The 12,942-nt window shown below is 42.4% G+C and carries 11 protein-coding genes; 8 read left to right on the plus strand and 3 right to left on the minus strand.

Annotation, left to right across the window (positions count from 1 at the left end; all coding sequences use genetic code 11):
- Window positions 1-10: 10 nt before the first annotated feature.
- Complete coding sequence (locus IE130_RS07095) at window positions 11-1,765, minus strand: GmrSD restriction endonuclease domain-containing protein (protein WP_189583789.1); 1,755 nt, start codon at window positions 1,763-1,765, stop codon at window positions 11-13.
- Window positions 1,766-2,106: 341 nt separating this feature from the next.
- Here IE130_RS07095 and IE130_RS07100 point away from each other — a divergent pair, with 341 nt between their 5' ends.
- Entirely contained in the window at window positions 2,107-3,150 is a 1,044-nt protein-coding gene (locus tag IE130_RS07100; RefSeq protein WP_189583792.1) for an NAD(P)H-dependent flavin oxidoreductase, read from the plus strand.
- A 542-nt stretch (window positions 3,151-3,692) separates the two neighbouring features.
- On the opposite strand, the gene IE130_RS07105 is transcribed toward IE130_RS07100, so the two are convergent.
- On the minus strand, window positions 3,693-4,637 hold the full coding sequence (locus IE130_RS07105) for an alpha/beta fold hydrolase (protein WP_189583795.1): 945 nt from the start codon (window positions 4,635-4,637) through the stop codon (window positions 3,693-3,695).
- Between the two features lie 198 nt (window positions 4,638-4,835).
- A complete protein-coding gene (locus IE130_RS07110; RefSeq protein ID WP_189583798.1) occupies window positions 4,836-5,561 on the minus strand; it encodes an aspartate/glutamate racemase family protein in 726 nt (241 codons plus the stop codon).
- 279 nt (window positions 5,562-5,840) lie between these two features.
- On the opposite strand from IE130_RS07110, the gene IE130_RS07115 reads away from it, so the two are divergent.
- From IE130_RS07115 to IE130_RS07145, 7 genes are all read left to right on the plus strand, one after another.
- Window positions 5,841-6,095: a DUF2798 domain-containing protein gene (locus IE130_RS07115; RefSeq protein ID WP_189583801.1), complete on the plus strand. Its 255-nt coding sequence runs from the start codon at window positions 5,841-5,843 to the stop codon at window positions 6,093-6,095.
- 93 nt (window positions 6,096-6,188) lie between these two features.
- Window positions 6,189-7,430, plus strand: coding sequence for a DUF2157 domain-containing protein (locus IE130_RS07120; protein ID WP_189583804.1), 1,242 nt, complete (start codon window positions 6,189-6,191; stop codon window positions 7,428-7,430).
- Window positions 7,427-8,629: a DUF4401 domain-containing protein gene (locus tag IE130_RS07125; RefSeq protein ID WP_189583807.1), complete on the plus strand. Its 1,203-nt coding sequence runs from the start codon at window positions 7,427-7,429 to the stop codon at window positions 8,627-8,629. The genes IE130_RS07120 and IE130_RS07125 overlap by 4 nt, the downstream gene beginning before the upstream one ends.
- A complete protein-coding gene (locus tag IE130_RS07130; RefSeq protein WP_189583810.1) occupies window positions 8,626-9,264 on the plus strand; it encodes a GDYXXLXY domain-containing protein in 639 nt (212 codons plus the stop codon). The genes IE130_RS07125 and IE130_RS07130 overlap by 4 nt, the downstream gene beginning before the upstream one ends.
- A 312-nt stretch (window positions 9,265-9,576) precedes the next feature.
- Window positions 9,577-10,554, plus strand: a complete 978-nt coding sequence (locus tag IE130_RS07135) for a zinc-binding dehydrogenase (RefSeq protein ID WP_189583813.1) — start codon at window positions 9,577-9,579, stop codon at window positions 10,552-10,554.
- 276 nt (window positions 10,555-10,830) lie between these two features.
- Window positions 10,831-11,808: a zinc-binding dehydrogenase gene (locus tag IE130_RS07140; RefSeq protein WP_189583816.1), complete on the plus strand. Its 978-nt coding sequence runs from the start codon at window positions 10,831-10,833 to the stop codon at window positions 11,806-11,808.
- Between the two features lie 66 nt (window positions 11,809-11,874).
- Entirely contained in the window at window positions 11,875-12,888 is a 1,014-nt protein-coding gene (locus IE130_RS07145; RefSeq protein ID WP_189583820.1) for a YhdH/YhfP family quinone oxidoreductase, read from the plus strand.
- Window positions 12,889-12,942 lie beyond the last annotated feature (54 nt).

Here is a 12,942-nt window from a genome sequence, read left to right on the forward strand (position 1 = left end):
AGATATTCTTTTAATCAAACAATTTGCTTATTGATATTAGTTTACGGCCGTCTAACTCAACGGTCTTAGAGTTTTCTCTAATAAAGCTAGAGCTTCCAACAAAAGCCATTTCATTTTGCTTAGGCACCCGTAATCGAATGACCGTCATTCCCTTGTAGTCAATTACATCTATTTGGCTTAGTACTTGAGATTTCAAAGGTTCTGATAACTCTGATTTTGATATCTTACCCAGTAGCTTATTAATGTAGTCATCGAGACTACCCTTTAATAATTTTAATTCACGATCTATACCTACAATATACCTTTGGTTAATAACTTTAGGCTCAATGTTATCTAAACTTTTAATTCTTACTGCATCTAACTCCTTATCAGCCACTCCAATGAATAAGTAACCGTCCTCATCTGGTCCAATGTTAGCGATACCACAAATTGTCTGTATCATATCTTTGTATAGATTGTCGTTAATTCGTCTTAAGTCTGAAAGATCATACAAGCCCTGTTTGCACTCATACCTATTTGACTCTATTTTGGATCTTCTAATAGAGTTTTCGAAATCTAAAGCTAAACCAGAACCATGACGCAAAACTGGTGGATCTTTTTTTACAAAAAACCTCTGAATTAGGCCTGTAGTAAGATTAATGTTCTTCTCTCTGTCTGAAGTTACTGAATAATTAGCGCTAGATGTCATCTTCTTCTGTAAATCTAAAAGTGCTTGAATAATTTTTTCATTATCAGCTGGCGACTTTTCTTCTTTTACGATTAGGTGAAAAAAAGCCATAAATATTGCGAAGAAAGACTCCTTAGCAGGATTTCGTGCCTTCCTATTGACCGTATTAATTATTGTTGTTTCCGTATCATCGAAAACACTCTCAATTATAGAAAAGGTAACTTTTATTTCGTGTATTAGTCTTTCAACACCATACTTTATAAGCGCGTTATTAAACTCTGTATGTTCAGTTGTTTCACTATCATAAATTTTATTAAATAATTCCCTGCTTTTTGCTAAAGGTTCATCTTTTACTATACTGGCGATTAAGTCTAGAATCATCTCTTCATCTTCACTATCTCGTAGTTGTTTTTTCCAGATAATCCCATTTTTACACCAAAAAATTTCCTCAGCTACTAAACCATATCCAATTTTCTCACGCGTTGAATCGATACTTATTTCCGGCATTTCTGACAAGTTTAAAATATCTTTAGAGGAGTCTCCTCTAATTTCAGATGCTACTTTTCTAACCGTATCTGACAGGATATCTAACATACCTGCTTGTCTCTTTTCTTGTGGACTTAGTTGTTTTCCTCCGGAATTTATCCTACCAAAAATGTTAGTTATTTCATTTTCATCATTTGTAGGATAGATGGTTATAGCTAATTGGTAATCCAAGAAATTTGCACAAGTCTTTGAATCTAAAAGTATATTTTTATCTTCAATAGGTACAAAAACATCTTCTTTCGCAGATTGCATTGCCCTTGAGGATTGAGTTATATCAAAGTACTTATTATTTATCGAGAATCTATTTTCAATAAAAGAAACTATAGCATTCAGCCTCTGTAACCCATCTATTATTTCTAATTTTCCATCTTCCCTCTGAGCAAGTAATATCAATGGTATTGGTAGATCCTTGACAATGCTATCAATCAAATATTCTTTCTCATCTACTGTCCAAACTAACTTCCTCTGATATTTTCTATTTACTAAAAACTTTCCTTCAGAATAGTTCCTATATGCTTCTTGTAAGCTCATACCTCTGGGAGTGATACTCATATTTTTCTCTTTAAAGGTTAATTTTAGTAAGTATAGTGCAACTAATAATTATAATTAGTTTAATACAACAAGCATTTAGCTACAAAACCATAGTCAACTATTTTAACTACAACTTCGTAGTCAAAACCCACCCCTTATATTCAGCAACTAAATACACATTATCTAACACACACGCCGTTCAGCTTTGCTAAAGTAAGTCATGAAAATTTTCTAATAATACCATTCCCAAAAACCAGAGTAGCAAGGAAAACGAGTGCAAGTACTACATTTGGTAGACTAAGCGAGTTTGACACCGCTAATCGTATTTTTGGGTTTGATATAAAATAAAAAGGCGGCCCGTCATGACCTTACTTAACACCCTTGATTTAACCTACCCTATCGTTCAAGCACCCATGGCAGGCGCAACCACACCTGAGCTGGCGGCGACGGTAAGTAACTTTGGTGGACTGGGGTCGTTAGGGAGTGGGACGACTGCACCAGATGTTTTGCATGAGCATATTAATAGCCTTAAATCGCTCACCGATCGCCCTTTTATGATTAATCTAATGGTGTTATCTGAGCGCGATTCTAATACCTTGGATAGCGAAATTCCTACTTGGTTGAATCAGTACTATCAAGTAAATGATATAGACATGGCGCTACCTGAGCGCCCCGCGCCAAACTTTGCAGATCAACTACAAGTGCTCTATGACAATCCAGTTCCTGTTGCCAGTTTTACCTTTGGCATTATCAGCGCTGAGCAAGTTGAGCACCTGCAAAGTCTAGGCATGCGTGTCATTGGTACGGTAAATCATCCATTAGAAGCGAAAGCATGGGCAGAGGTTGGTGCAGATGCGGTATGTGTACAAGGGGTCGAAGCGGGTGGACATCGTGGTGGTTGGTTAGCACAAAGTGAAAATGATCCATTGGGATTATTGACGCTGATTAGTCAAACGCGTGCGTGTACCGATATTCCGTTAATCGCAGCAGGTGGCATCATGACTGGGCAAGCCATCAAAGCGATTCAAGCAGCTGGTGCTGAGCTGGCGCAAATAGGTACGGCTTTTTTGACCACAGATAAATGCGGTATCAATGATATTTATAAGCAAGCGCTGCTCGATGCCAGTCAAGATAAACGCAGTGCTGAGACACGCTTGACGAGGCTGTTTTCAGGTAAGCAGGCACGCGGTTTATTAAACGATTATCTGCGTGACTTTGCGCAATTTGAAAGCGCACATGAGCTGCCGCCTTACCCACAATTAAATGCGATGACCAAAGTTTTGCGTGGCCATGCGACCAATAATTTTGACCCAGAGCATCAGTCTTTATGGGCAGGACAAGCAGTCGCTTTGGTCAGACAAGAAAGAACGATTGAGTTGTTAGAGCGCTTGGTGAAAACGCTATAGTTTGATTGACGTCAGTTAGGTTCCAACCCAGCATTTTAATTTTGCAATTTTTTAATAGGGTCTGTTGAACATTCAAATATGGCATTGGCGGTGGCTATTTTTTAGACAATACGCAGTGAAATTTTTGACGCCTAGTCATTCTAGGTTAGACAATTTCGCCATGTATTGGCAAAAAATAGCCCCGCCCCGAAGGGCTGATGCTAAAATCACCCCAAACGTTGTTATAAACCTAGCTAAGGTCTCGACATTATCGTCGGTTTACGCCTAGTTTGATGCGATTTTAGCGATCAGCAGTCCTAATATTTGAATGTTCAACAGACCCTACTTTTCAGGGTTAAAAACCCAGCTTACAATAGCTAAATTTCAGGCCTAACTATGTCCAGTGGATTCACTTTATACCAGTCGCACCTAACTAGTAATGTATCGATTTTATTCTGAACTGATTATAGTCAAATCATTCAAGTTATTACCCCTAAACAAAAAAAGGAACACCAGACATTGATTCTAGTGTTCCTTTTTTTGAGTACAATTTTTCTAAATCACTACTTTTTTAGTCCTGCACGAAACGCTTTATAATCTTTTGCCGTATCTTCCACCGCTTCTACCATCGGCACGTGACCCACTTCCGACATCATGATGACCTGTGCTTGTGGCATCAGCTCGCTCATTATTTCGGCAGTCTCAGGTTTTATGACCTTGTCCTCTTCTCCCCAAACGATTAACGTCGGGATATTGTATTGAGCGACAACTTTGGCGCGTGCCTCTACATTGTCTTCGATGATCTGTTTGAGTATCTTAGTATTTAGCGCCCGATTGGCGATGCTTTCTTGGGCAAAGACCGCTTGCACGCTTTTTGGAACATAAGGCGGCTTGTACATGACCGTCTTATACATCGCAAAATACTCTTCAGTGTTGTCAATCAATAACGGGCTATTATCAAGGTCTGACGCTTTGAACTCTCGCTGCGTCTCGGCTGACCAAAATCCGCCACTGTCCAATAACCATAGGCTTTTGACACTATTAGGATACATCGCTGCATAGGCGACACTGATAGCACCGCCCATTGAGTTGCCCCCGACGTGAATAGCGGATGCCAACCCTTTGGCTTGTAGCAGCTCGTGCAGGCGCTTTGCTTGAGCATCTGCGCGATAGTCTGCCTCTGACGGTTTGCTAGAATTACCAAAACCTAGTAAATCAGGGACAATCAGATGATAATCTCCTAATTTATCGGCGATACGGGTAAAGTTGTCTTTATTACCACCAAAACCATGAATCAATAATAAGGGCTCGCCAGCTAAGTTGCCGCCCTCTAAATAAGTCATCTGCTCGCCAGATGCCAGCGTCATAGCTTTGGTCTCAAGGTCTGATTTATTGCGCTCATACTGTACGAGCTTTTGGGTCGTAGCGACGGTAAAACTATTGGGCGTCGTACATCCCACAACAGAAAGAGTCAGTAGAGCAGCTAAACTCGTGCGCAGTAATGTCATTGAAACATCCTCGTTTATGGTTGGCAAAACTTCTTGAATACTTAATCTTAGCATAAGCCCATTTATGGCAAATTGGTTTATGATTACGCGCAAGTCAATGTTTTTACGACAACGAGGATATTAAGGTATCTACTTTATTCAATCGACAATGTTCTATGCAATTGATAGTGTTTTAAATAAGCGAATGGATGAAATGCGTTAGTCTTCACCCAGCAAGAATGCTACCGCCGCTGCCGCATGAATGGCAGTAGTATCAAACACTGGTATTGGGCTATCGGCTTGTTTAATCAGCAAGCCAATCTCAGTACAGCCTAATATCACGCCTTCTGCCCCTTGTGCGGCTAAATCCTTAATCACTTGGCGATAATACTGACGCGAGCTGTCTCTAAATTGACCGACACATAGCTCTTGCTTAATAATCCGATGTACCTCTGTGCGCTCATCACTTTCAGGGATAAACACTTGCAAACCTGCATCGATTAAACGCTGTTTATAAAAATCTTGGGTCATCGTAAACTGCGTACCTAATAATGCGATTTTAGTTAGATTCTGCTTTTTGATAGCGTCAGTCGTCGCATCAGCAATATGAATCACGGGTACACTGGTCACGGCTTGCACGTCATCGATCAATTTGTGCATCGTATTAGAAGCAATCATTATCCCGTCTACGTCAGCGGCTTGTAGACGCTGAGCACTACTGGCCATTATTACACCCAGCTCAGCCCATTCATCTTGCTCTTGGAGCTCATTAATGGGGCCGAAATCTACGCTATGTATGAGCAAATCTGCTGAATGTAATCCGCCCAGCTTATCCTTTATCCCTTCATTAATCAGACGATAATAGCTCTCGGTACTCTCCCAACTCATACCGCCGATGATCCCTAAGGTTTTTTGTTGAGAGTGTCGTTGCTTTTGAGCGGTCATGATATTCTCCTAGGTGTTTTTTATTTTACTTATCGTAGCAAAATCGACTGCCTAAATTGATATTTCTTTAAGGATATAGTCATTATTATTAAGATATAACAAAGCTTATGATTGATAATAATCGTTTTCTCAATAGCTTTACACGCTATATCATAGCCTCTAATAGAATGTCGCTAATAAAATTTAGAATAATGCTTTACTCAACCCTTTACCGAATTATAAAGTCATGCTGGTATTATTATTTGAGCGTGGTTTTTTCATGTAGGACAACCGAATACTATGGCCAACTTTCCCACTATTAGAATACGCACGCGCCGTAAGTACTACCGACTTATTTTTACGGGTTTGATGGCGATGATGATGTCGCTCATTATCTCGACGGCATTGATATTGGTCAAATTAGGCTTTATAGATGGTTTCTTTATGGAGCTACTGCACTCGTGGGGACTGGCCTTTGTTTTTGCGTGGCCAAGCGCTTATATCTGCGCCTACCTAGTGCAAGAGCATGTGTTGAGTAAAATTGAGTTTTATTAAGTTAAACGAGCCAGATAAATTTTAAACTTAAGTCCACCTCTACCATATAAAAACAGCTAAGATAAGCCACACCGTTTTTATATAGAGGGCGCTATGACTCAATCAAGGCGTACAATCGAGCAGTTGCTTAACCAAGGTACGCTTCCTACAGAAAAGGCAGATACCGCAGCACTACTTTTAGACGTTTATCCCAGCAAGCGCACTTGGTTGCAATTTTTTGATAAAGCACTGCTGATTGTCGGTGGGGTAGCGTTGGTGCTTTCGCTGGTTTTCTTTATCGCCTATAACTGGCTATATATGGGCAAATTGGCCAAGTTCGCTTTGGTCGAGGGCGCTTTGGTCATCACTATCGCGCTTTATGTGGTGCTGTCCTTTCGGCGTCGCTTTGCCTTTGTTCGGCAGTTGTTATTGCTGATCGCTAGCATCATTACTGGTAGCTTATTAGCGCTGTTTGGGCAGGTGTATCAGACTGGCGCTGATACGTGGCAGCTGTTCTTTGGTTGGGCCGTATTAATCATACCTTGGGTCATCATCGCCCGTTTCCCTGCACTTTGGCTGCTGTGGCTTGGGCTGATTAATACTGTCACTCTGTTTTATATCGATACTTCATTGTTTTTTGGCATAGATTACTATTATCAAGATTTTTGGCAATTCACTGCAATCACTATCATTAATTTTATTGCTTTTTATCTATGGCTGATCTGCTTTGAAGACAAACGTGATTCAGGACTTTCTAATTTAAAGACATCTAATTTAAAGACATCTAATTTAAAGACATCTAATTTAAAGACATCTAATTTGAAGACGTCTAATTTGAAGACATCTAATTTGAAGACGTCTAATTTAAGCCTTTCTGACTTAGGCATGTCTAGCGTTACTGCTGATATCACTACCAATAGCAAATTAGACACCTTCAATCTTACCAGCACTGCCGCCAAATCCAGCCTACATTGGAGTACCTATGTCGTCGGTCTACTCAGTACGTATACCATCACTTATCTAACGATAAGCACTTTTTTTGATAATAAAAATATTCTGCTGTTCTTAGTCGCGATTTCTTTATGGCTAGGTTGGTGTGTGTTTATGCATTGGCGGTTCCGCAAGCGTACGACTGATTTGCTGATGTTGACTTACTTGTCAGGCTCAGTGATTGCGGTTGTTGTCTTTATTTTAGGCAAAGCACTGCTGAGTGATTTTGACGCTGGCGGTTTCTTATTGTTAGGGCTGGTACTGATCGGTATGAGCTCCTATGCCGTCGTCTGGCTACGCAAAGTTGCGCGTCTTAAAAACGAGAACAATTTGCCCCATACCACCGTTAAAGGGGAGCAATTATGACTAATGATATGAACGATGAGCAACGTCGTCGCCTTTTGCTATTACAACAGCACGGATTTATTAACGAGCAAAATGGGAACGATAGCTTGTTAAACCAGACTGAATCTGAAGAGCATACTCCTTGGTTTATCAACGTACTCTTTGGTCTTAGTGGGATATTTGCCAGTTTATTATTCATTGGATTTTTGACGTTAATATTATTTGAGACTGAGATTTTTGACAGTATCATTGGAGTATTGGTTACTGGCGGCATATTGAGCGCTATTGGCTGGTCTTTATTTTATAATGCCCATTTACGTCATAGCCCATTCTGGAACAGCTTAGCCTTTGCGATTACTGTTGCTGGTCAAGGTTATATCGCCTTTGCCTTATTGACTAATGAGATTGAACAGCCCGTAAATGTAATCATCCTATTACTTATACAGCTGTTTATGACCATCGTCATGCCCAATTTTATTTACCGCCTATTAAGCGCTATGGTAGCGCTGGGCTGTGTAATCTATCTACTCAACTTCTATTACCTGCCCGAGTTAAACTTAGGGCTACTGGCGCTTATGACTGCCGTTGCCAACTTACAACGCTATTCAATATTACAGCGAATCCCTATTAAATGGCGGCTGGCGGCCTTTGATATTAGCAAAGCGCTCTCCTACGCCAGCGCTTTGATGTTGCTCAGCATTTCGGTCTACTTTATCGCCGCTGAATATGGAGGCGGCTTTGATAGCCTTGATAATTATGGCGACACCTTTAGCTATAATTACTACCTCGCACAAGGTTTACTGACGCTTGCCAGCCTTTATGCTGCTTTGCTTATCCTTAAGCGCTATTCAGTCAAACGGCTGTCAGCGGCAGGAGTCATCATCACTTTTGCCATCGTTATATTAGGTGCTATGTCAATCTATGTCTCAGGATTACTCGCGACCAGCCTTATCATCGTCATCGCGATTGCCAATAGCCAGCGGGTGCTATTAGGGCTTGGCATAGTGGCGTTGGTGAGCTATGTCTTTTGGTATTATTATCAGCTTGATACGTCCTTGCTATTGAAGTCCGCTTCGATGCTCACCATTGGTATCGGCTTATTACTGATGCGCTGGCTGCTGATTAAACGTTATTTTGGGATTAGCAAAGGGATTAGCAAAGGGATTAGAAAAGGGGGTGGTGAAGCATTGGTGGCTAACGAGAAGGAGCGCTTGTCATGAATAAAAAAAATGATTCATTGCTAGGGCAAAAGTCTGTAGCCAAGCCGCTACCATGGTGGCAAAAGCGTACATTCACCATCAGCGTTGCGCTACTGGGTTTGATTATAATATTAGCCATAATGACCATTAATGTCGCAAAGTTTGAGACCCATTTGGCTACTGGTGATACCGTGCTATTAGAGCTTGCGCCCATTGATCCGCGCGGCTTTATGCAAGGCGATTATATGACCTTAAGCTATGCGTTAGAGCGTGATGTGTTTGACCAATTAAACGAGAGACTTCCAGAAAACGAATACTATATTAAAGCTAGTGAAGGCTATGTCATCGTCACTTTAGATGAAAATAACGTCGGTACATTCAGCCGTTTAGTCGATGCTAAGCCGGACAATGTAGCATCGAATGAAATAGCGCTTCACTACCGCGTGCGCAATAACAAATTGAAGCTGGCGACCAACGCTTTCTTCTTCCAAGAAGGTCATGCTGAAGCGTTTGAGATGGCAGAGTATGGATTGTTTCGCGTGAATGATAAGGGCGAGCCGCTACTCACAGATATGGTTGATGGAGTGTTTAAAGTGATTGAGCCTGAAGTTAAGAGTGTTGAAAATGAGGCAATACAAAATAATCCTCAAGGTTAGGGTCTGTTGAACATTCAAATAAGAGTAAGCAACAACATCACTTAACCAAAGTAATATTGAGGTACTTAAGCATCCCTTGTTACTGTAGATCTTGGCTTATGACTAGGGCGCATCCTCATTTTTAATATGAGGACATGCCCTAGCAGCCATGACCAATCCCTATACATAATCAAAAAAATATCGTTGATTCAACATAATTTGGATACAAGAAAGGCGAGTGAAAGTACTACAAGTAGTAGACTAAGCGAGCCTGACGCTGTATCTGACTTATATAGGATTGACTACACTCAAAAATAAATAAAGGAATACCTTATGCGTAGTGCAACTTATAGCAACTTTGGCAAACCCACGGAAGTCCTCAGTTTAGGCGACAGTCCTACTCCAGAACCCAAAGCCAATGAGGTACGCGTCAAAACCACCCTCGCCTCTATTCACAACCATGACCTGCTCACTATTCGCGGTCAATACGGCTTCAAGCCAGAACTGCCAGCGATTGGTGGCTCTGAAGCAGTTGGTGTCATCGATGCGGTTGGCAGTGAAGTCAAAGGCTTAAAAGTCGGACAGCGTGTGGCAGCAGCGAGCGTACAAGCGACGTGGGCGGAATACTTCGTAGCGTCAGCCGATATGATATTTCCTGTACCCGACAGTCTGAACGATGAGATGGCTGCGCAACTTATCGCGATGCCGCTCAGCGCTCTGATGATGATTGAATTCCTAGAATTACAACCGGGTCAATGGGTCATCCATAACGCTGCTAATGGCGCAGTCGGCAAGTCGCTTGCGATGCTGGCAGCGGCGCGCGGTATCAAAACCATTAACGTGGTGCGCAGCAGTGACGCAATAAAAGAATTGGAAGCGTTGGGGATCAAAAACAATATCAACACCTCAGATGAAGACTGGCAGGATCAAGTCCGTCATATCGTCGGTGATGAGGCCATCAGTGCAGCGGTTGATTCCGTCGGCGGTGAGAACAGTGGCGAGCTATTATCCTTGCTGGGCCATTATGGTACTTTGGCCTCTTTTGGTCTGATGTCAGGTAAGCCCATGGCCATCAATCCTACTGATATGATTTTTAAACAAGCCATAATGAAAGGCTTTTGGGGCAGCAAGCTCAGCCAAGAGATGAGCGTGAAGCATAAGCAGCGTCTAGTAAATGAGCTCATTGAACGGGCGGTCGATGGCAAATTAAAGCTACCTGTTGAAGCTACTTTTGATTTGGCAGATATCACCAAAGCGGTCGATGGCGAATTGCAGTCGGGTAAAAAAGGTAAAGTACTGCTAAAGCCTTAAACTGTCGTTAACTTGTCATTTAGCCAGCCTTACTTTTATTGATAATGGCAGCGTTCTTTACAGTGAGAGCGCTGTCATTTTTTATGAGCAGTTTTTTATAGCTTACCGCTTATAACTTACCTAGTAGTATATTGATAAACAGCGGGCAACGTTCATTTACCAAAGTCAGGTTGCGGGTATCAAGCCCTACTTGCTAAGGTTGATGAGTGATTAATCACCATCATTTAAAGATTAATAATTAACGATAGCTATCTAACAATAAAAAAGGATATAAGTATGCGCAGCGTAACCTACAACGAATTTGGCAAACCGTCAGACGTACTAACGATCACTGACAGCCCAATGCCAGAGCCAAAAGAAAACGAAGTCCGTATCAAGACTATTTTATCCTCCATCCATAACCACGACCTCATCACTATCCAAGGCCAATATGGCACCAAGCCAAAACTGCCCGCTCTTGCTGGTAGCGAAGCCGTGGGTACTATTGATGCTATCGGCACTAGCGTCAAAGGTATGCAAGCGGGTCAACGTGTGGTGGTCACCGGTGTCGAAGGCACATGGGCCGAGTACTTCACCGCGCCTGCCAGCAGCGTCATCCCTATACCGGACGCCATCGATGATGAAATGGCCGCGCAGCTTATTGCCATGCCGATGAGCGCCTTGATGCTCATTGAGTTTTTAGAACTAGAAAAAGGTCAATGGGTCATTCAAAACGCCGCCAATGGCGCAGTTGGTGAATCGCTTGCGATGTTGGCAGCTGAGCGCGGTATCAATACCATCAACGTCGTGCGTAGTAAAGAGTCAGCAAACGAGCTGACCGAGATTGGTATCACCGAAAACAACGTGGTGAGCGATGATGACTGGAAAGATCAAGTCCGTCAACTTATCGGCGATGCAAAAATAAGCGGTGCGGTCGACTCTGTCGGCGGTCAGTCTGGTGGTGACTTACTAAGCTTGCTCGGTCATGGCGGCATCATAGCAGCAGTGGGTGCGATGTCTGGTCAGCCACTCGCGCTCAATCCGACTCATCTCATCTTTAAGCAAGCGACACTCAAAGGATTTTGGGGCGGTGCATTGATGCAAAAGATGGATGCAGATAATAAAAGCCGTTTAATAAAAGAGCTTATCGAGCGCGCCGCTAGCGGTAAGTTAAAGCTACCAACAGGCGGCATTTATACGCTGGACAATATTAACGAAGCGGTATCTGGTAAGGTACAATCAGGCAAAAAAGGCAAAGTATTGATTAAGCCTTAAGCTGCTGGTTTAAGAGATTCGTTGAAAATACATTCAATACAAAAGCAATAAAATAGGAATAGTATCATGTCTAATAATAAAACCTTTAAAACCTTTAAAGCCTTAGTCGTCCAAGAAACCAGCGACGGTGAATTTAAAAAAAGTATTCAAGAGCGCAATGTCAGTGACTTGCCAGAAAACGACTTACTCATCGAAGTACATTACTCATCGTTGAATTTCAAAGATGCAATGTCAGCATCGGGCAATAAGAGAATCACTAGAGAGTATCCACACACTCCTGGTATCGATGCGGCAGGCGTCGTGGTCAGTGATAAATCTGGCACGTTTAAAGAGGGGCAAGAAGTCGTGGTCTTTGGCTATGATCTCGGCATGAATACCGATGGTGGCTTGGGGCAGATGATTTCTATCCCTGCCGATTGGGCGCTTCCCTGCCCGTCGTCGCTGACATTAAAAGAAGCGATGATTTACGGTACGGGCGGCCTAACCGCAGCATTAAGTGTGCAAAAGTTAGAAAAAATGGGCGCAAAACCAAGCGATGGCCCAGTCGCTGTCACAGGCGCAACGGGCGGCGTGGGCAGCATCAGTATTGCTATCTTGAAGCAGTTAGGCTACGAGGTCATTGCATTCTCAGGTAAGCCTGAGCAAAGCGAGCATCTAAAAGCATTAGGCGCGAGCGAAGTGCGTCATCGCGATACCATCAATGAAATCGGTAACAAACCTATTGGTCGTGAACTGTGGGCAAATGCCATCGATACAATTGGTGGTGATTATCTATCCAACTTGCTCAAGCAAACCAAGGCGGGCGGCGCAGTAACCAGTTGTGGTTTGGCGGGTGGCGCTGAGTTTTCGATGACGGTCATGCCGTTTATTACTCGTGCAGTATCCCTACTCGGTATCGATTCGGTCTATATTCCATTAGACGATAAAAAGGCCATTTGGCAGCGTGTTTCATCCGATATGAAACTGCCTGATCTCGAAAAGTATGCTGAAGAGATTACGCTTGAGCAAACGCCAGAATACTTAGATCGCTTTATGGCGAGTCAAACCGTTGGGCGTTATGTGGTGAATGTGAAAGGTTGAGTTTTTGGTTTAGAAGATAGGTTTTTAAGTAATGGCAGCACTCCATTTAGGGTG

The organism is Psychrobacter glaciei, assembly GCF_014652895.1.
GTDB classification, from domain to species: Bacteria; Pseudomonadota; Gammaproteobacteria; order Pseudomonadales; family Moraxellaceae; genus Psychrobacter; species Psychrobacter glaciei.